Source organism: Mesorhizobium sp. M6A.T.Cr.TU.017.01.1.1, from assembly GCF_004023115.1.
Taxonomy (GTDB): Bacteria; Pseudomonadota; Alphaproteobacteria; order Rhizobiales; family Rhizobiaceae; genus Mesorhizobium; species Mesorhizobium mediterraneum.
This window is the reverse complement of sequence record NZ_RZTA01000002.1, coordinates 71004-90467: the sequence shown is the minus strand read 5'-3', so window position 1 is coordinate 90467 and position 19464 is coordinate 71004. Positions and strand designations below refer to the sequence as shown.

21 protein-coding genes and 1 pseudogene are annotated in these 19464 nt (G+C 62.6%); 9 read left to right on the top strand and 13 right to left on the bottom strand.

Annotated features, from left to right (window positions below):
* Position 1: 1 nt before the first annotated feature.
* The 11 genes from EOB36_RS01195 to EOB36_RS01145 form a co-directional block, all read right to left on the bottom strand.
* Positions 2-469: a cytochrome c-type biogenesis protein gene (locus tag EOB36_RS01195; RefSeq protein WP_095486557.1), complete on the bottom strand. Its 468-nt coding sequence runs from the start codon at positions 467-469 to the stop codon at positions 2-4.
* The gene (locus tag EOB36_RS01190) at positions 466-2457 is read right to left on the bottom strand and encodes a heme lyase CcmF/NrfE family subunit (RefSeq protein ID WP_095486556.1); all 1992 of its coding nucleotides are present in this window, start codon (positions 2455-2457) and stop codon (positions 466-468) included. Before EOB36_RS01190 ends, EOB36_RS01195 begins: the two co-directional genes overlap by 4 nt.
* Before the next feature lie 5 nt (positions 2458-2462).
* Positions 2463-2906 (bottom strand): cytochrome c maturation protein CcmE, encoded by a 444-nt coding sequence (ccmE, locus tag EOB36_RS01185; protein WP_095486555.1) that lies wholly within the window; start codon positions 2904-2906, stop codon positions 2463-2465.
* A gap of 3 nt (positions 2907-2909) precedes the next feature.
* Complete coding sequence (gene ccmI, locus EOB36_RS01180; protein ID WP_095486554.1) at positions 2910-4061, bottom strand: c-type cytochrome biogenesis protein CcmI; 1152 nt, start codon at positions 4059-4061, stop codon at positions 2910-2912.
* 116 nt (positions 4062-4177) lie between these two features.
* On the bottom strand, positions 4178-4618 hold the full coding sequence (locus EOB36_RS01175; protein WP_095486553.1) for a hypothetical protein: 441 nt from the start codon (positions 4616-4618) through the stop codon (positions 4178-4180).
* 153 nt (positions 4619-4771) lie between these two features.
* Positions 4772-6223, bottom strand: coding sequence for an ATP-binding protein (locus EOB36_RS01170; protein ID WP_127204079.1), 1452 nt, complete (start codon positions 6221-6223; stop codon positions 4772-4774).
* Positions 6207-6872, bottom strand: coding sequence for a response regulator transcription factor (locus EOB36_RS01165; protein ID WP_023800820.1), 666 nt, complete (start codon positions 6870-6872; stop codon positions 6207-6209). The genes EOB36_RS01170 and EOB36_RS01165 overlap by 17 nt, the downstream gene beginning before the upstream one ends.
* Positions 6873-6941: 69 nt before the next feature.
* Positions 6942-7241, bottom strand: a complete 300-nt coding sequence (locus tag EOB36_RS01160; RefSeq protein WP_095486551.1) for a hypothetical protein — start codon at positions 7239-7241, stop codon at positions 6942-6944.
* Between the two features lie 175 nt (positions 7242-7416).
* Positions 7417-7827: a DUF3168 domain-containing protein gene (locus EOB36_RS01155; protein WP_095486550.1), complete on the bottom strand. Its 411-nt coding sequence runs from the start codon at positions 7825-7827 to the stop codon at positions 7417-7419.
* Between the two features lie 109 nt (positions 7828-7936).
* Positions 7937-8203 (bottom strand): DUF1488 domain-containing protein, encoded by a 267-nt coding sequence (locus EOB36_RS01150; RefSeq protein WP_095486549.1) that lies wholly within the window; start codon positions 8201-8203, stop codon positions 7937-7939.
* Between the two features lie 12 nt (positions 8204-8215).
* Complete coding sequence (locus tag EOB36_RS01145; RefSeq protein ID WP_095486548.1) at positions 8216-8464, bottom strand: hypothetical protein; 249 nt, start codon at positions 8462-8464, stop codon at positions 8216-8218.
* A 246-nt stretch (positions 8465-8710) separates the two neighbouring features.
* Between EOB36_RS01145 and EOB36_RS01140 the strand changes: the two genes are divergently transcribed.
* The 4 genes from EOB36_RS01140 (at position 8711) to EOB36_RS34250 (ending at position 11518) form a co-directional block, all read left to right on the top strand.
* Positions 8711-9049, top strand: a complete 339-nt coding sequence (locus EOB36_RS01140; protein ID WP_095486547.1) for a co-chaperone GroES — start codon at positions 8711-8713, stop codon at positions 9047-9049.
* A 107-nt stretch (positions 9050-9156) separates the two neighbouring features.
* A complete protein-coding gene (groL, locus tag EOB36_RS01135) occupies positions 9157-10782 on the top strand; it encodes a chaperonin GroEL (protein ID WP_095486546.1) in 1626 nt (541 codons plus the stop codon).
* 81 nt (positions 10783-10863) lie between these two features.
* Complete coding sequence (locus EOB36_RS01130) at positions 10864-11253, top strand: hypothetical protein (RefSeq protein ID WP_095486545.1); 390 nt, start codon at positions 10864-10866, stop codon at positions 11251-11253.
* Between the two features lie 103 nt (positions 11254-11356).
* Positions 11357-11518, top strand: coding sequence for a hypothetical protein (locus tag EOB36_RS34250; RefSeq protein ID WP_164547001.1), 162 nt, complete (start codon positions 11357-11359; stop codon positions 11516-11518).
* Between the two features lie 18 nt (positions 11519-11536).
* On the opposite strand, the pseudogene EOB36_RS01125 reads toward EOB36_RS34250, so the two are convergent.
* Positions 11537-13089, bottom strand: a pseudogene (locus EOB36_RS01125) (trimethylamine methyltransferase family protein).
* Between the two features lie 161 nt (positions 13090-13250).
* On the opposite strand from EOB36_RS01125, the gene EOB36_RS01120 reads away from it, so the two are divergent.
* The 5 genes from EOB36_RS01120 to EOB36_RS01095 all read left to right on the top strand — a co-directional run bounded on the left by EOB36_RS01120 (position 13251) and on the right by EOB36_RS01095 (position 18898).
* The gene (locus EOB36_RS01120; protein ID WP_128284095.1) at positions 13251-13889 is read left to right on the top strand and encodes a TetR/AcrR family transcriptional regulator; all 639 of its coding nucleotides are present in this window, start codon (positions 13251-13253) and stop codon (positions 13887-13889) included.
* A 194-nt stretch (positions 13890-14083) separates the two neighbouring features.
* Positions 14084-16243: a PBP1A family penicillin-binding protein gene (locus EOB36_RS01115; protein WP_128284094.1), complete on the top strand. Its 2160-nt coding sequence runs from the start codon at positions 14084-14086 to the stop codon at positions 16241-16243.
* A gap of 112 nt (positions 16244-16355) precedes the next feature.
* On the top strand, positions 16356-16940 hold the full coding sequence (locus EOB36_RS01110) for a DUF1214 domain-containing protein (RefSeq protein ID WP_128284093.1): 585 nt from the start codon (positions 16356-16358) through the stop codon (positions 16938-16940).
* On the top strand, positions 16933-17481 hold the full coding sequence (locus EOB36_RS01105; RefSeq protein WP_128284092.1) for a DUF1254 domain-containing protein: 549 nt from the start codon (positions 16933-16935) through the stop codon (positions 17479-17481). Before EOB36_RS01110 ends, EOB36_RS01105 begins: the two co-directional genes overlap by 8 nt.
* A 397-nt stretch (positions 17482-17878) precedes the next feature.
* Complete coding sequence (locus EOB36_RS01095) at positions 17879-18898, top strand: hypothetical protein (RefSeq protein WP_164547002.1); 1020 nt, start codon at positions 17879-17881, stop codon at positions 18896-18898.
* A gap of 151 nt (positions 18899-19049) precedes the next feature.
* Here EOB36_RS01095 and EOB36_RS01090 read toward each other — a convergent pair whose 3' ends face one another.
* A complete protein-coding gene (locus EOB36_RS01090; protein ID WP_095486537.1) occupies positions 19050-19397 on the bottom strand; it encodes a DUF1491 family protein in 348 nt (115 codons plus the stop codon).
* Positions 19398-19464: the final 67 nt, after the last annotated feature.

The following is a 19464-nucleotide window of genomic DNA, read 5'->3' as shown; positions in this document are numbered from 1 at the left end:
TTCAGTCCCGGTGCAAAATAGTGTCCAGCTCCGCCTGTTCCTCGGCGGTCAACGCATTGGTTGGCGCTGAGCGGCGCGAGCGGGCGCCGAGCACGATGACGGCGCCGCCGGCAAGGAGCAGAAGGATCGGCGTGCCCCAGAGTAAAGCATTGCGCAGGCTGAAGCGCGGTTTCAACAGCACGAACTCGCCGTAGCGGGAAACAATATAGTCTATCACCTGCTGGTCGGTGTCGCCGGCAACGAGGCGCTGGCGCACCAGCACGCGCAGATCGCGGGCAAGGTCTGCATCGGATTCATCGATCGACTGGTTCTGGCAAACCATGCAGCGCAGCTCTTCCGAAAGCGTCCGCGCCCGCGTCTCGAGCGCCGGGTCGGCCAGAACCTCGTCGGGCTTCACCGCAAGTGAAGCGCCGGCAAACAACAGCGTCAGCAGCAGGATCAGCGAGGCCAGTGAAAATCTTGCGGTCATGGCAGGCTCGCGGAAGGCACTGCGCCGGTCGACTTGCGGCGGCGCGACGGTGCCCCGACGCGCAGGCGCCGGTCCATGAGCGACATCGCAGCACCTGCCATCATGACCAGGCTGCCCCCCCAGATCAGCGTCACCAGCGGCTTCCACCAAAGCCGCACCACGACGGAGCCGTCGGTCCCTTCGTCGCCAAGCGAGAGGTAGAGCTGGCTGAACCCAATCGTCTTGATACCGGACTCGGTCGTCGTCATCTGTCGGACCGGATAGGAGCGCTTGGATGAGGTGATTATGGCGGTTGTGCTTCCATCGGCGTCGAGCAGCGCAAAGCGGCCACGATCCTCGCTGTAATTAGGCCCCTGAGCGGGATAGAGCCCTTCGAAACGCAGCGTGTGGCCGGACAGTTGCACGGTCTCGCCCGCATGCATCGACAATATCTTCTCGGTGCCGAAGCAAAGCGTGCCGACGATGCCCAGCGTCGTCAGCCCGAGGCCGAGATGGGCGAGCGCGGTGCCGAAGACCGAACGCGGCAGGCCGGCGAAGCGCCTGAACATGGTGCCGGTTGCGACAGTGCCAAAGCCGGACTTGACGGCAATATCGGTGAGCGCGCCGCAGATCAGCCAAAAGGCCAGGCCGACGCCAAGTGCTGCGAACACCGACGCGCCGTCGATGAACAAGGCCGTCACCAGCACGGCCAGAAGCGCTGCGGCGAAGGCCGCCATCAGGCGCTGGGCGACGGCGAAGATGTCGCCGCGCTTCCAGGCCAGCAGCGGCCCGAACGGGACCACGACCAGAAGCGGCACCATCAGCGGGCCGAATGTCAGGTTGAAGAACGGCGCGCCGACCGAAATCTTGTCGGCTGAAACGGCCTCGACCGCCAGCGGATAAAGCGTGCCGATCAGCACGGTGGCGGTGGCCGTGGTCAGGAACAGATTGTTGAGGACCAGCGCCCCTTCGCGCGAGATTGGATGGAACAGGCCGCCGGCCGTCAGCCTCGACGCGCGAAAGGCGAACAGCGCCAGCGATCCGCCGATGAACAGTGTCAGGATGCAGAGGATGAACACGCCGCGCGTCGGATCGGTGGCGAAGGCGTGGACCGAAGTGAGCACCCCGGAGCGCACCAGGAAGGTGCCGAGCAGCGACAGCGAGAAGGTCAGGATCGCCAGCAGCAGCGTCCAGATCTTCAGGGCCGAGCGCTTCTCCATGACGATCGCCGAGTGGAGCAGCGCCGTGCCCGCCAGCCATGGCATAAAGGAGGCGTTCTCGACCGGATCCCAGAACCAGAAGCCACCCCAGCCAAGTTCGTAATAGGCCCAGTAGGAGCCCATGGCGATGCCGCCTGTCAGGAACATCCAGGCGACCAGCGTCCATGGCCGCACCCAGCGCGCCCAGGACGCGTCGATGCGGCCTTCGATGAGGGCGGCGACCGAGAAGGAAAAGCAGATCGAGAAGCCGACATAGCCGAGATAGAGCAGCGGCGGATGGATGGCGAGACCGAGATCCTGCAGGATCGGATTGAGATCGCGGCCCTCGATCGGCGCCGGATTGAGCCTGGCGAACGGGTTGGACGTCGCCAGGATGAACAGGAAGAAGGTGGCGCCGATGGCCCCTTGCACGGCCAGCACATTGGCTCGAAGCGTCGCAGGAAGATTGCTGCCGAAAGCAGCGACGAGCGCGCCGAAGAAGGTCAGGATCAGCACCCAGAGCAGCATCGAGCCTTCGTGATTGCCCCAGGTGCCGGTGATCTTGTAGATCAGCGGCTGCAGCGAATGCGAGTTGTCCCAGACATTGGCCACCGAAAAATCGGACGTTGCATAGGCTATCGCCAGCGCCGCGAAGGACAGAGCGGTCAAGGCGAAGCCGGTCACCGCGACCGGACCGCCGACGGCCATCATCTTCTGGTTGTTCATGCGCGCGCCGAACAGCGGTACCAGCGTCTGCACCAAGGCCAGCGCAAACGCCAGGACCAGCGCGAAATGTCCGGTTTCAACCAAGGCTGTTACTCACTCTTGCTCTCCTGCCACACGCCCTTGGCCTTGAGACCGTCGGCCACCTCCTTGGGCATGTAGTTCTCGTCGTGCTTGGCCAACACGCTGTCGGCGACGAAGACGCCGTCCGGGCGAAACGTGCCTTCAGTGATGACGCCCTGCTCCTCGCGGAAAAGGTCGGGAAGAATGCCGGTGTAGGTGACTTTCACCTGCTTCTGATTGTCGGTCACCGAAAAGGCGACAGTGGCCCCCTGGCCGCGCTCGATCGTGCCTTTTTCGACGAGGCCGCCGAGCCTGATACGCTGCCCGGGCTGCAGGCTGGCGGTGGTCAGATCGGCGGGCATGTAGAAGTAGGAGGCCTTCTGGCCGAGCGCGTAGAAGGTCAGACCGGTGGCGGCACCGAGAAAGGCCAACCCTCCGGCGATCACCGACAGTCTTTTCTGCTTGCGCGTCATGTTTTACTCCGTCGCCGTCAGACCAAGCGAGACGGCAAAGGCGGTGAATTTCTTCGCTTCCTCACTATCGGAGCCAAAAACGGCGATACCGCGATTGAGCGCGTCGCGTGCCTGATCGGCCTTGCCCAGCACGACATAGGAACGAATAAGCTGCATCCATCCTTCCGCATCGCGCGGGTTTTGACGAAGTTTTTCATCAAGTCCCGCAACCATGGTGTTGATCATCGCTTCCCTGTCCTGCGGCGACATCGACGAGGCGGCATCGACATCCCCGGCGCCCGGGCCTTTTGCAGGCTCTCCCGAAGCGACGCTCCGCTTGGCGGATTCGGCCAGTGCCTGCTCGACGGCGCCGCGCCAGGCTGAGTCCTGCGGCAAGGCCGCTAGCATTTTCTGCCAGCCAGCTGTCGCCTCCTCAATGCGGCCTTCCTGCGCCATGCCCATCGCGAGATAAAAGCTCGCCTTCGGATTTGCCGGATCGAGCTTCAGCGCCGCCTCGAAAGCGGCCTGAGCGTCGGACGAAACAATGCCGCCCGCTGCGTTGGCGATCGCCTCGCCGAGGCCTGCCTGGCGGGCGGCGCTGTCACCGTCGAGGCGAATGGCGTTGCGATAGGCCGTCACCGCATCGGCGAAGCGCTGCATGCGCAGATAGATGGGCGCCAGAACGTCCCAACCCCTGCCATCGGACGGATTGGCGGCAAGGTGAGCCTCGGCGCGTGCCACCAGCTCGTCCACCGAACTGTCGGCGGGATTCTTGGTCAGCCGCTCGCTGAGCGGCTGCGACGGCAGATCGGGCGAGCCCAGCTGGCTGTACAAGCCCCAACTGACCAGCGGAACCACCAGGACCGCGGCCGTCGCAACCAGCCTGGTCGCCATCGACGGCTGCCGCGCCGCGGCCTTGTCGGCCGGATCGGCCCCGGCCCCGGCATTGTCCAGGCGAAGGATGCGGCGAGCGATTTCGGCACGCGCCTCTTCGGCCTCCGCCGGCTGGATCAGGCCGCGCGCCACGTCTCGGTCAAGCTCCGACAGCTGGTCGCGATAAACTTCAAGGTCATGATCGCTGCTCGCCGAACCATCCTTCGGGCCGCCGGCCAGCGGCAGCAGAACCGCCAGGCTTGCACCCAGCGTGAGAATGGCAGCTATGACCCAGAACAGCATGCTTCTTCCAATAACGGCAGAGCCCTGCCCTGCCAACACAGGCATCCTGCGACGCTTTGACGGCAGGTGCGTCGCATGTGCTTGATTGATGTCAACCGGACCTATCCGCCCAGTCGTTACGTCAGCGGCGTCCAGCTGCCATCGGCGTTGCGGCAAGCGGTTCCGCGCGCGGTGGCGCCGGCGGCCCCGGTAAAGACCGTATGGGTGTATTGCCGGCAGTCCTGCGAGCCGACACGATAGGGCTGGGCGGCGACAACCTCGCCATAATGCGCCGACCGATCGCTCTTCCACGTCACCTTCTGGCCACTCGCTGTGTACTCGAGCGCCTTGTATTCCGCCTCCAGCGCCTTGCGCTTCTCGGATTCCTTCAAGCCGGCACCGATCGATCCGCTGACGAGGCCGCCGCCCATGGCGGAAATGATCGTCGTCGCGATCTTGCCGTCAGTTGGCGGCGTGACGGCAGGCTGCGGCGCCACCGTGGGGGCCGGGCTGTTGCCCAGCGTCGTGCAGCCGGAAACGGCCAGCAGTGCGGAAACGAGCGCGACGCGAATCTTCATGCCAACAACCGGTTTTCTTGAGTTAGAGCTGGGAGCCGCGCCATCGGGGAAGTCGGTGTGGCCATTAGTGTTGATGTTTGTCCGAAATTTGGCCGCGGCCGACGCTCCGGGACCAATCGACATGCCGCCATATCACGCACCGTCGATCAAGCATCATTGAAGGCTCCGCAATCGAACCACTGCCTTCAACCCGCCCATGCCGGACCGTTCCAGAGCCAGAACGCCTCCATACTCATTGACGAGGTCGGCGACAATGGCAAGTCCAAGCCCGGTCCCCGGCTTGGTCTCGTCGAGCCGCCGTCCGCGCCTCAGCGCCTCGCGCGCCTTGTCTTCGGGAATGCCCGGGCCGTCATCCTCGATACTGATCTCGAACAGATTGACGGCACCCTCCTTGCCGGCGCCACTCGTCTTGTCGGAGATTGGTGCCACCGACACTGCGACCGCGCTCTTTGCCCATTTCATGGCGTTGTCGAGCAAATTGCCAAGCAATTCTTCCAGATCCTCACGTTCCCCGGCAAAGACGATATCGACTGCCGGCAGCGAAAGCGAGAGAGCAGTCTGCGGGTTGAGTTTTTGCAGCACGCGCACCATGCGCTGGACCAGCGGCGCCACCGGCGTACGGTAGACGACGCTGTCGCGTTGCGCCGCGACGCGGGCGCGCTGCAGATAGTGGTCAACCTGCTTCTGCATCGAGGCGGCCTGCTCGGCTATGAGCTTGCCCTTGGCGCCGCCAAGCGCCCGCCCCTCGTTGATCAGCACCGCCAGCGGCGTCTTCAGCGAATGGGCGAGGTTGCCGACCTGCGTGCGCGAGCGCTCGACAATACGCTTGTTGTTTTCGATCAGCGCGTTGGTCTCGTTGGCAAGCGGCTCGATCTCGGCCGGGAAGCGGCCGTCTAGCCTTTGCGCGGTTCCTTCCCGCACCATGGCGAGAGCGTTCCTGACCCGGCGCAATGGCTGCAGGCCCAGCAGGATGGCGATGGCGTTGATGGCGATCATGCCGACGCCGAACAGGGAAAGATAGGTCAGAAGGCGACGCTGGAAGGCGCCTATCTCCTGCTCGAGCTCGGTCTGGTTGCCCATGACACGGAAGCGCGCCGCGCGATTTTTCGCGTCGAGAACGAATTCGCTCTCGAACACTTCCAGCTCCTCGCCATTGATGCCTTCGGTGGCATAGCTGCGCTGGAAGCTGGCATTGAAGGGAACCTCGGCGACGCTTGGCGACGGGATCGTCTTGGTCATCGAGGAGGAGTGCAGATCGCCGCGCACGCCTTCCGACGCAGGCTCCACCGACCAGTACCAGCCGGAATTCGGCTCCGAGAACCGAAGATCGCCAAGGTCGGGAGCGCCGGTCAGCGAACCGCCTTCGGACACGCCGACCGAGCCGATCAGATTGAACAGATGCGCCGACAGCAAGCTGTCGAAACCGCGCTCGCTCGCCTGGCGATAGAGCGTCGTGATCAGCGTGAAGATGACGACCAGGGTGAGTATCGCCCAGACCGTGGAAAAGGCGATCACCCGGAACGCCAGCGAACGCGGCCAGAACCGCAGCGAAAGCGGCGTTCTTGCAGTCTGTTTGAGCGGTTCCGCCTTACGCCTCCGGCTCACGCATTCGATAGCCCATGCCGCGAACGGTTTCTATCATGTCGATGCCCATCTTCTTGCGAAGCCGCCCGACAAAGACCTCGATTGTGTTGGAATCGCGGTCGAAATCCTGATCGTAAAGATGCTCGACCAGCTCGGTGCGGGACACGACCTCGCCCATATGGTGCATCAAATAGGCAAGCAGGCGGAATTCGTGCGACGTCAGCTTCAGCGGCACGCCGTCGACATCGGCCTTGGAGGCCTTGGTGTCGAGCCGCAACGGCCCGCAGGTCAACTCGGACGACGCATGGCCGGCCGCGCGCCGGATGAGCGCGCGAACCCTGGCCAGCACCTCTTCGATGTGGAACGGCTTGGTGACGTAATCGTCGGCGCCGGCGTCGATGCCGGATACCTTGTCGCTCCAGCGATCGCGCGCCGTCAGAATCAGGACCGGCATCTTGCGGCCGCCGCGTCGCCAGCGCTCAACCACACTGATGCCGTCCATCTGCGGCAAGCCGATGTCGAGCACCACGGCGTCATAGGGCTCGGTATCGCCAAGGAAATGCCCTTCCTCACCGTCGAAGGCCCGGTCGACGACATAGCCGGCATCGACCAACGCGTCTGATATCTGCCGGTTGAGATCCTTGTCATCTTCGACGACCAGTACGCGCATGCTGGGATCAACACCTGTTGAAGAATTGGTCAGATATAGGCCGATTCCGACACGCTGGGAAACGGCGGGTCAATTCTGCGGAACGACGATCTCTGTGCGGCGCGGGCGCTGCCCGTCCTTGCCTGGAACCAGCACGACGATGACGCAGACCGGCTGGCCACCGCGCGTCGACTGTGATGCCTTGGCCAGCGTGCCGCCATTCTGCTCGGCGACCTGCTGACCGATCGCGTAGCAGTCGGAGGCAGCCAGGACGACCGGCCGGTTCTGCTCGGGCACGACGACCGGCAGCGCCGTCGCCTGCGATGCGAACAGAGCGGCCGCTGATAGCGCCAATGTCGCGGTTCGGAAGTGGGAACGAAGCGTTTTCATGGTCAGCGTTCTAACGCATCGGTGCTGAACGTGAAATGAACAGTGAACGCCTGCAACACATGCCTATCCCACCCCTGAAACGCGAGACAACCGACCTTATGATTTCGCCGCCCCAACCCGGCAAAATTCATCGAAGCGCCAGTCTAGACTGTGTTGCAGCCATATTGAAAGCGCGTCAGGCGTTTTCTTCCGTCACGGCGCGAAAACGCAGCAGCCCGTGATAGGCCGAAAGGTCCTCGTCGTAACGGCCCTCGGTGAATTCGAGCCTGAGATTGAGTCGGTGATGCTCGTCGAGCGCGAGCGCCGCATCCTGGAGCCGGGCGCTGACCATGTCCATCACATCGAGCATTTCTTTCCTGGCCTCGGACTTCGACCAGAAATGCAGCGTGAAAAGCTGCTCGGCGTCGTTCTCCATGCCCGTTGTCCAGTCGTAGACGCTGGTCCGGCCAAAGGTGACATAGGGAAACGGGACATTTTCCGGGGCATGGTCGAACAGTTTAGCGCCGCCCAATGCCGCTGACAGGAAACCATCACCGTTCAGCGTTTCGAACAAGGCCTTCTGCAGCGCGGCCGCCGGCGCGGTCATCGTCTTCTCCCTCGCCCGTCACGACTGAACAGGCCTTCACCGTCAGCGATTCCTGCTTGCAGCGTAGCCGCGTTGACGTTCTGGCGCCAGATCACGGGACGGTCGGGATTTATCGAAAATCGGCTGCGGTCAGCACGTACATGCTCTTGCCGGTACGGGCATAAGCATTCCTTGCGACGTCATGTATGGGACCGACAGCCGCATCGAAGGCGGCGAGATATGTGGCTTCGGCTGTCGCCGTCCCCGACGGTGCCGTCGAGATGGCATCTGCATCGACAAAGAAAGAAATCTGGGACATGCCGTCATAGCCGACGAAGCGGATCCGTCGGCTCGCTTCGTCGTAGCTGCGGCTTTGGTTTGGAAATGTCAGGCTCATGACTTGACGCCGTTAAGCGGCCCCCGCCTTCTTGACTGCCGCCCGCTTTTTCTTGGGGGCGACGGGATTGAGGGCCTCCGCGGCGCGGTCGGCCTCTTCCTTGGCCAGCCGCAGCGCCCGCAGCCTTGCCGTCTTGATGATCCTGGCCTTGGCTTCCGAAACATATTCGGCCGTTGCCTGGTTTCGCTCCGCGGTTTTCTTCTGCTTTTCCATGAAGCGCGCCTCAGCTTTTTCCATTATATTCTGACTGAATTCCGCCATCGATAAAATCTCCTTCTTGACTGAGATTATGAAAGTGAGTTTCTCATCTAAAATAGGTACTCGGATAGAAAAAATCAATTCCAGGATTATTTTATGCTCATCGAATTCATGGGAATGAAACTGCTAAATAATACTGTCAATAGTTTCCGATAAAGGACTAATATTTTTTGGCACTCCTATCTATCGAGTGCCAAAACGCCTATACAAGGGCGTGGCCGCCTAAGCCGGCCCCAGAAAGAAGTTCCCATGAAATTCCGGCCACTCCACGATCGCGTCGTTATTCGGCGCGCCGAAAGCGATACCAAATCCAAGGGCGGCATCATCATCCCCGACAATGCCAAGGAAAAGCCGCAGGAAGGCGAAGTGATCGCCGTCGGGCCAGGCGCGCGGGACGAAAGCGGCGCGCTGATCGCACTCGATGTCAAGGCCGGCGACCTCATCCTGTTCGGCAAATGGTCGGGAACCGAAGTCAAGATAGACGGTGAGGACCTTCTGATCATGAAGGAGGCCGACATCATGGGCATCATCGACAAGAGCGAGATGGGCATCACCGACAAGATCGTGGCTGCCAAGAAAGCCGCCTGATTGGAGCGCCGCGCGTCCTCTTGGACGCGCAGAAGATGCTCCAAGTTTTTGATTCAGGCGGGTGCTGCCAGCGCCTTGCCACAACCAATTGAACGGGACGAAAAAACATGTCTGCCAAGGAAATCAAATTCTCCACCGATGCGCGTGACCGGATGCTGCGCGGTGTCGAAATCCTCAACAACGCCGTCAAGGTGACGCTCGGCCCCAAGGGCCGTAACGTCATCATCGACAAGGCCTATGGCGCGCCGCGCATTACCAAGGACGGGGTGACGGTGGCCAAGGAAATCGAGCTTGCCGACAAGTTCGAGAACATGGGCGCCCAGATGGTGCGCGAAGTGGCCTCGAAGACCAACGATCTCGCCGGCGACGGCACCACCACCGCCACGGTGCTTGCCGCTTCCATCCTGCGCGAGGGCGCCAAATTCGTTGCCGCGGGCATGAACCCGATGGACCTCAAACGCGGCATCGACCTTGCGGTCACCGCCGTCGTCAAGGAAATCCAGGCACGCGCCAAGAAGGTCAAATCTTCCGGTGAAATCGCGCAGGTCGGCACCATTGCCGCCAATGGCGATGCCACCGTCGGCGCCATGATCGCCAAGGCGATGGACAAGGTCGGCAATGACGGCGTCATCACTGTCGAGGAAGCCAAGACCGCAGAGACCGAACTCGACGTCGTCGAGGGCATGCAGTTCGACCGTGGTTATCTCAGCCCCTATTTCGTCACCAATGCCGAGAAGATGCGCGTCGAGCTGGAGGACCCTTATGTCCTCATCCACGAAAAGAAGCTTGGCAATCTGCAGGCGATGCTGCCGATCCTCGAAGCCGTGGTGCAAAGCGGCAAACCGCTGGTGATCATCTCCGAGGACGTCGAAGGCGAAGCGCTGGCGACGCTGGTCGTCAACAAATTGCGCGGCGGCCTCAAGGTCGCGGCAGTCAAGGCGCCGGGCTTCGGTGATCGCCGCAAGGCGATGCTGGAAGACATCGCCGTGCTCACTGCCGGCCAGATGATCTCGGAAGACCTTGGCATCAAGCTCGAGAACATCACCATCGACATGCTCGGCCGCGCAAAGCGCGTGCTGATCGAGAAGGACACGACGACGATCATCGACGGTGCAGGCGAGAAGGCCACGATTCAGGCGCGTGTCCAGCAGATCAAGGGGCAGATCGAGGAAACCACTTCCGACTACGATAAGGAGAAGCTGCAGGAGCGGCTAGCCAAGCTCGCCGGCGGCGTCGCGGTCATTCGCGTCGGTGGTGCGACCGAGTCCGAGGTCAAGGAAAAGAAGGACCGTATCGACGACGCGCTGAACGCTACGCGCGCGGCGGTGGAAGAAGGGATCGTTCCCGGCGGCGGTGTTGCTCTGCTGCGCGCCAAGGCCGTGCTGAACGGGCTGACCGGAGCCAATGCCGATGTGACGGCGGGCATTTCGATCGTGTCGAGAGCGCTCGAAGCGCCGATCCGCCAGATCGCCGAGAACTCCGGCGTCGAAGGTTCGATCGTTGTCGGCAGGCTCATGGACAGCAAGGATCACAACCAGGGTTTCGATGCTCAGAACGAGATCTATGTCGACATGATCAAGGTCGGCATCGTCGACCCGGCAAAGGTGGTGCGGACCGCGCTCCAGGATGCCGGTTCGATCGCGGCATTGCTGATCACTGCGGAAGCCATGATCACCGACATTCCAGCCAAGGATGCCGCGCCTGCGGCCGGCGGCGGCATGGGGGGCTACTGACCATCGCCTAGACAAGCCTGCAGCGCCCGGCCGGAAAGGCCGGGCGACCGATCCCAACACCAACCAGGAAGGAACTGTTCCGTGGCCACACAAAGCAGCAAGCCATCTCTCGCGCGTCGATGGGAAGATTACCAGCCGGCCAAATCCACGCTTTTGTGGGCATGTGCGGCAACCGTCGTCGCCACGCTGATCATCGGTTTCAACTGGGGCGGCTGGGTGACCGGTGGCACCTCACGCGCGCTGGCGACAACCGCCGGCGACGTGGCGCGCGGCGAGCTGGCCTCGGCGGTCTGCGTCGATCGCTTCAATACGGCACCCGATGCCGCCGCCAAACTTGTCGAGTTCAAGGCCATAACCGACAGTTACAAGAAGCGGCAGTTCATCGAGACGGGCGGCTGGGCGACCATGCCCGGGAAAACCTCGCCCGACAGGCTGGGTGCGCAAAGCTGTGCGGTCGCTCTCGCCGCCTGATATCATCGACCTCTCCGAGAGAAACGAACTCTACACGAGAGCCTGAAAGAAAACCGCCGGGGCATCTCCCCGGCGCGCGGCCCGCCGGCAAGGAGATCGATCCATGATTGCGTTCGTCCCGAAGCCAAATGCCGTCGCGACAATCAAAGCGGTTGAGGAAAGTCGCTTCGATCGCATTCGTAGACTTGCCGATAAGCATAGGAAAGCTGACACCGGCACGATACGCCGCGACCCGCAAAAGACCGGCGACAAACGCCCTATGTGACGCCCGCGTGCCGCCACCTCACGAAACCGGTGCCGCACCGCCCTCTTCGGTGCGCCGCGCTATGAATTCGTCGAGGACGTCTGATGTGACAGCGGCCGAGGGCGGTGGCCGGAAGTCGGCCAACAGTCGTTTCCAGATGCCGGTGGCGCGCTCCGTGGCGGTTCTTGACCCGGCCTGCGTCCAGTTGCCGAAATTCGACCAGTCGGCCACCAGCGGCTCGTAGAATGCGGTGCGGTAGCGCGCCATTGTGTGTCCGGCCGAGAAGAAATGCCCGCCCGGCTGCACTTCCGCGATGGCCTCGAAGCCGATCGCGTCCTCGTCGCCAGGCGTCGCCGCGCAGAGTTCGGCGACCGTCTGCAGCGCCTCGATATCGGTGATCAGCTTCTCGAAGGAGACGCTCAGCCCGCCTTCGAGCCAGCCCGCGGCATGGATGCAGACCGTGGCGCCAGCAAGCACCGAGCCCCACAGCGCGAACTGGGTTTCGTGGGCTGCCTGCGCGTCCGAAATGTTGGCGGCGCTGCCGCCACCGGACCGCCAGGGAAGGCCGGTGAAGCGCGCAAGCTGACCGGCGCCGAGCGTCGCCTTGATGTGCTCCGGTGTGCCGAAGGCCGGCGCTCCGGATTTCATGTCGACATTGGACGAGAAGGAACCATAGACGACCGGCGCGCCTGGCCGCACGATCTGGGCCAGCGTCAGCCCGACCAGCGCTTCGGCATGCTGCAGCGTCAGCGCGCCGGCCACCGTGATCGGCGCCATGGCGCCGGCCAGGCAGAAGGGCGTGATGATCAACACCTGCCCCGCCTTGGCAAAGTCGATGATGCCTTGCGCCATCGGAATGTCGAGCTGACGCGGCGAATTGGTGTTGATGACGGTGTAGCAATAGGCCCCCGAACGGAATTCGTCCTCGGACAGGCCGCGCGCCAGCCGCAGCATCTCGAACCCGTCCTCGACCTGCGGCGTGCCGCGCGCGAAATGAACGGGAACTTGTCGGACAGCGTCAGCTGAGCCCGGTTGACGGCATAATGGCGCAAACGGTTGTCGATGTCCTGCGGCTCGATGCAAGGCCCCAGCATATGCAGGACGTCGAAATGCTGCACCAGCCGAATGAGATCCTCGAAAGCGGCAAGCGTCCCCGGCCGCCGGCCGCGCTCTAGATCGGTGACGTTCGGCGCGCCGGATCCCGCCAGGAACGTCATCGAGCCGAGCTCGAGCATCAGGTCTCGGGCACGGTCGCCGGCGTGCGCCCGGATCGATTTCGGCGCCGAGGCCAGCGCCGCCGCGACGATGTCGCGGCCGAGGCGCACCATCTGACTGTCCTCGTCGACCAAAGCGCCGGCACGGGCAAGAATGAGACGCGCTTCCGGCAACAGCACCTTGACACCGAGTTCCTCGAGCACGCGCAGCGCCGTGTCGTGGATCGCGGCGACGTGGTCGGCCGAAAAGACAGGCTGCGGCAGGAACGGGTTCTTCAGCGAACGATAGTCCGGCCGGCGGCTGCTCTCGCTGCCAGCCTCGCCGGTTCGTCCGCGCCTGCGTTCGCGCCTGAGGTTGCGTGCGGCGTCATCGACCATGGCGGATACTCCTCATTGCCGTATTGCCTTGCCCTGGGGATCGTAGGGAGAGGCCGCGATGACGCGCGCCGGCCGTTCGTTAGAGGCGGCAGGATACTTGCACTGTACATATGTGTCTAGTATGGTTGTATGCAGCTCTCCCCCATGCCTATTGTGCGGCCATGATCATGATTGCTCCGCGGGACGAGCCGGCGCCCGGCAACATCAAGGTGACGCGCTGGGACTGGATCAGTCTTGCGCTCCAGACATTGATTTCAGACGGCATCGAAAGCGTGCGCGTGCTGCCGCTCGGCCAGAAGCTCGGCGTTTCGCGCTCAAGCTTCTACTGGTATTTCGATAGCCGTCAGGATCTGCTCGACCAGTTGCTTGCCCATTGGCGGGATACCAACACCAAGGCGATCGTCGAACGCGCGCAGCGGCCCGCCGAAAGCATCATCATCGGTGTCATGAACGTGTTCGAATGCTGGGCGGACGAGCGCCTGTTCGATCCTAGGCTCGACTTCGCCATCCGGGAATGGGCGCGTCGCTCCGATGACGTGCGCCGGGCAATCGACCAGGCCGACAATGACCGCCTGGGCGCGATCCGCGACATGTATCGCCGGCATGGCTATGATGAAGAGGATGCCTTCATCCGCGCCCGGGTGCTCTACTACATGCAGATCGGTTATTATGTGCTTGACCTCAAGGAGCCGGTCGAGGCGAGGGTCAGTCATCTCGCCGCCTACCTGCGCAGTTTCACCGGCCAGGAGCCAAGCGACGCCGACGTGGCGCATTTCATGCGCTTTATCGCGGCGCGGTAATATTGAAAGCGGATGCGCGCCTGCAAAGCGGTGGAGGTGGCCCCTCAAACTCCTATCTAGAAACTGTAACGCGCAAGTCTACCTCGCCCTTGTGAGCGGCGCCAAAATGAACGAATAGTCTTGGTAGGCGCGTCGCCCTGAAATTGCCCCGTGCAGTTTCTCACTGGGAGGCGTAGCCGCAGCCGGATCCTGGAATGGCCAGTCCTTTGAAACCACGCAAGAGAAGAGGTCCGATTGCCGCAAGACTGCTGGCTGCGGATGCGTGGTTCGATTCCTCGCTCTACGAGATCGGCTTCAAGGCGCGCCGGTTCTGGGAAGCGGCCACCATTTTTTTCCGGCGCTTCCGCGTCTCCGGCTGGCGCCGCGGCATCATCGAACTGTTGAGCGAGGCCTTCACGCTCGGCGCCGGCGGCATCGTCGTCATGCTGGCGCTTGCCCTGCCAGCCTTCCAGGAGACCGCCGGCGACTGGCGTGCCCAGGGTGATTTCGCCGTCACCTTCCTCGATCGCTACGGCAACGAGATCGGCCAGCGCGGCATCATCCAGCGCGATTCTGTGCCGGTCGACGAGATGCCCGACCAGGTCATCAAGGCGGTGCTGGCCACCGAGGATCGGCGTTTCTTCGATCACCACGGCATCGATGCGCTCGGTCTTTCGCGCGCGATCTTCGCAAATGTGCGGGCGAATTCCGTGGTGCAGGGCGGCTCGAGCATCACCCAGCAGCTGGCCAAGAACCTGTTCCTGACCAATGAACGGACATTGGAACGCAAGATCAAGGAAGCCTTCCTGTCGCTGTGGCTCGAGGCCAATCTGTCGAAGAAGGAGATCCTGCAGCTCTATCTCGACCGCGTCTATATGGGCGGCGGCACCTTCGGCATCGAAGCGGCCGCTGATTTCTATTTCGGCAAAAGCGTCAAGGATCTGAACCTCGCCGAAGCGGCGATGCTGGCCGGCCTGTTCAAGGCACCGACCAAATACGCGCCGCACATCAACCTGCCTGCTGCCAGGGCGCGGGCCAATGTGGTGCTGTCCAATCTCGTCGAGGCCGGCTTCATGAGCGAGGGCCAGGTGCTGCAGGCGCGGCTGCATCCGGCCGAAATCGTCGACCGCGGCGAGCAGAAAAGCCCGGATTACTACCTCGACTGGGCATTCGAAGAGGTCAAGAAGATCGCGGCGAAATCCGGCCAGCATTCGCTGGTCGCTCATACCACTTTCGACGCCAACATCCAGAAGGCGGCGGAAGAATCGATGGAGTTCCATCTCCGCCAGTTCGGCAAGGAATACAACGTCACCGAAGGCGCCATGGTCGTCATCGAAACCAATGGCGCAGTCAGGGCGATCGTCGGCGGCCGCGACTACGGCGCCAGCCAGTTCAACCGCGCCACCAAGGCGCTGCGCCAGAGCGGCTCATCGTTCAAACCCTATATCTATGCAACGGCGATGGAGCACGGCTTCACTCCGGACTCCGTCGTTTCCGGCGGGCCGATCTCCTGGGGCAGTTGGTCGCCTCACAATTACAATGGCGGGTCGGCAGGCAAGGTCACGCTGATCACGGCGATGGCCAAATCGATCAACACCGTGCCGGTGCGGCTGGCCAAAGATTATCTCGGCATCAAGCCGATCAAGGCGATGGCGGAAGCCATGGGCGTCGAATCGCCGCTCGAATCGCACAAGACGATGGTGCTCGGCACTTCGGGCATGACCGTGATGGACCAAGCGACAGGCTATAGCGTCTTCGCCCAGAACGGCTTTGTCGGCTCCCGGCATGGCATCACCCAGCTCGTCACCCATACCGGCGAGATGGTTTACGATTTCGCCAAGGATGCGCCGCCGCCGCATCGTGTGCTGTCGGAACAGGCGCTGAAATATATGAACACCATGCTGGCGGCGGTGCCGGTGATGGGCACGGCGCGGCGCGCTGCCCTTCCCAACATCGTTTCGGCCGGCAAGACCGGCACCACGCAATCTTACCGTGATGCCTGGTATGTCGGCTTCACCGGCAACTATACGGCTGCCGTGTGGCTCGGCAATGACGACTTCACCCCGACCAACAACATGACCGGCGGTTCGCTGCCGGCGATGGTGTGGCAGCGGCTTATGGTCTATGCGCACCAGAATATTGATCTCAAGCCGATCCCCGGTCTCGATCATCCCTTCGTTGACGAAAAAATTGCCGCCGAGGCCGAGGACGCGGAAAAGAAGAACGCCGAGCAGGCAGCGGCCGACGCCGCCGCCGAGCGCCCGCCGGTGCTGTCCAGCCAAACCACGCGGGCGCTCAAGGACATCACGAGGCTGTTCCAGTCGGCGCCCGTTCTCAAGGCACCTGCGACGCCGGAGACCCTATCGGCGCTTTGACGCCCGCACACGACCGATCATGCTCGCGCCGGCAATTCCACAGAGGTCCGCTTGCCATAGCCCCCTGCCCCGCGATATCCCCGAGCGGCACTCCTCTTTCCCGCGGCTCCTCATGCTCAAAAACGCATTCCTGACGCTCCTCGCGCTTGCCATAACCATCGGCGGCGGCGGCGGCAGTGTCTGGTACGCTCTCAAGACGCAGGATGGCATCGGCGCGATCCGGATCGGCCCATGGACGGCGTTTCCCGATATCGGAACGCAGGCGGCGGACCCCTATTCGAAAGCCCGTGTGGCGCGCGAGGGTGTGCTGGCGCTCGGGCAGGCAGAGGGCCTGTCTTTTGTCGCCGAACGCGATTCCGGCGGCGAGCAATTGAAACGTCAATGCGCCTATGAAATAGAAGGCGGATTTCCCACGGCCCGGTTCTGGACCCTCTATGCCACCGATCAGTCGCTCGGCGTGATCGAGACCGAAAAGCCGAGGCTTGCGGCACTTCAATCCTACCAGGTGCTGCGCCAGCCCGACAATTCGGTGGTGATTTCCGTCGGCCACCGCCCCGCGCCCGGCAACTGGCTGCTTTCCGACGGCTCCGGTCGGATGTATTTCGTGCTGACATTCTACGATACGCCGATCGCCAGCAGCACGGGTCTTTCGGATATCACGCTACCGCAGATCCTGAAGGTCGGCTGCAATGCGTAGGCTGCTGCACGCGATCTTGCTCGGCCTGCTTGGCGCCGGTGTCGTGCATATCATCGTGCTGCTGCTCGTCCCGGAATTTTCCGAACGTGACGCCTGGTCGCGTCTGGCCATGGCCTCGGACCTCTATAGGATGACCAGGCTGGACGCAGAGGCCGGCGGCACGCCGGTGGTAAAATCCGTCGATCCACTGTTTTATGCGGCGGCTTGCCGGTTCGATCTGTCCGAAGGGATCGTGCGGGTCAAGGCACCCGGAAACGTCCCGTTCTGGTCCGTATCGGTCTATGACCGCAGCGGCCACAACATCTATTCCTTCAACGACCACAGTGCGACCGGAAGAGTGCTGGACAGTATCGTATTGACGCCGGCGCAGATGATCGAGATCCGCAAGAATCTTCCCGAGGAATTGCAAGGGGCAATCTTCGTCGAGGCGCCCATCGACGAAGGCATGTTCGTCATCCGCTCCTTCGTGCCCGACGACAGCTGGAAGCCGGTCGTGTCACGGTTTCTCGAGCAGAGTTCCTGCGAGCTGCAGGATTTCTAAAGGGATCCCGAAACTCAGTGGTGCGGAACAGGCAGCGTCCCTGACGAGCCCGGCTTGTCCAGACCGGCGCCTGTCCGGGTCTCGCCCGTCAGTGGCCGTTGCTCATAACGGACGCCGGGGAAAATGATCACCGCCGCCGGCGTACCGGTGTTTCGTTCTGCTCGATTGGTTGCCGCCGTTCGCGGCACGAAAGACAGTACCATGCCCATGGTTCGTGCATTCCTCTCGGTTGCCCCGGAGCACAACGCAACGCCTCCAATCTGATTAAGGACGGCAGTAGGTTAACGGAACGCTAACGGATCGCCGCTAACTTGATCTTTGTTCTTGCGAAATGCGAAACCGACACAGTCCCGGTCGAGCATGGTCCAGATTGTGTCGAGTGTCAGGCGTATCCTTCGTGTCAGCTTCGGATTTCAGGCAAATCGCTATACGGGCTGAATCGGGAAAGGCTGAAAGGCTGTTCCGTGCCGCGGTGTCGGCGTTCTGTTCGCTCACCCGCCCTTCGCGCCGGGAGATCGCACAGCTTGAAGATCTGACGCTTCCACTTTTCGCCAATGTGTCGGTCGAATCGCGCCGCTACGTCGCTGCCGCCCTTTCCGAGTGCGAATATGCGCCCACGGCGCTGGTCCGGCGGCTTTGCGAGGAGCCGGTCGACATCGCCGCCCCGCTGCTCATCCGCTCGCGCGCGCTCAGCAACATCGATCTCATCGCGCTGATCGGGCGGCACGGCCTGCCGCATGCGCGCGCCATTGCGCGCCGCAAGGACCTGAACCCGACCATCGCCCACCTGATCAAGGCGCTTGAAAAGCCGACGCTGGTGAGCGTGCGTCAGCCGGAGGCGATCGCTAAGACGGCGCCCGAAAGCGCCGAAGTCGTTGTGCCCGGCCCCGAGAGGCAGCAGGAGCCCGGCGCCGCCGCCGAAAATGCAAGGCGCCGGCTGCGGTCGATGATGCATGCCGACGCGGAGAGCGGCGGCGCAACCATCAATCCGTTCACCGGTGCTGAAACCTATGTCAAACTGCGCGAGACGGCGCTGACCGGCAACGCCGCATTCTTCCAGACAGCACTGGCCGACGCGCTCGAAATCGATTTTTCAACGGCGCGGTCGCTCACCGCAACCCAGAACTACACGTCGCTGCTGGCCGCCCTGCGCGCGCTCGACCTCAGCGAAGACAAGGCGTTCCTGATCACCGTTGCCGTCTACCCCACAGAGTTTCCGCATCCGCAGGCCATCCGCATCTTCCTCGACCGCTACCGTCTGCTGCGTCGCGATGCAGCGCTGGACAGGGTTCGCGGCTGGAAGGCCGAGATACTGTCGAAGGCCATTCGCAGTACCGGACCCGTTGCGGCAAACGCCGACATCCGTAAGGCAGACAGCGACAATGCTGCCATCAGCCTTAAGGTGCGGCGCGTCTGAAGAGATTCAAGCGACGCGCCTTAAGTTTTTTGTTTTTATGCATGTCGTTATCCCAAAACCGCTGCGCACTTTTGGGCGACATACATGAAGGCGCGGCGCGTCTGAAGAGATTCAAGCGAACGTTTCAAGCCTTTGTCTTTCATGCATATCGTTAGAGCGACTTGACGGAAATAAGCTCCTCGACGGGAACAGCGCCGGCCTCGATCTCGACCACCCAGATGTCGGGATCGAATTTTTTCTCCCTTTCCAGTCGCGCGTCAAAGACGGCGGCATCGTCGCCAGCGCCGAGCAGGCTGAAAAACCGGTCGTCGGGTTTGGCTGAATCGTAGCTCGTCTGCGGCGCCGGCCCAAACAGGGCGATCTCGCCCATGCGGCCACGCGCCAGCACGAAGACCGCGCCGGCCTCGGTCGCGCCGCGCTTAACCACGGCGGCGAAGCCCCCGGCGCTGAAAACCCGGCGCAAAAGGGCCGACACCCACAGATCGGTGGTTACGCGCATGGCAAGGTTCTGGACGACATCGGACGGTACTTAGAGCAAAGGTCCGAAAACCGAAATCGGTTTTTGC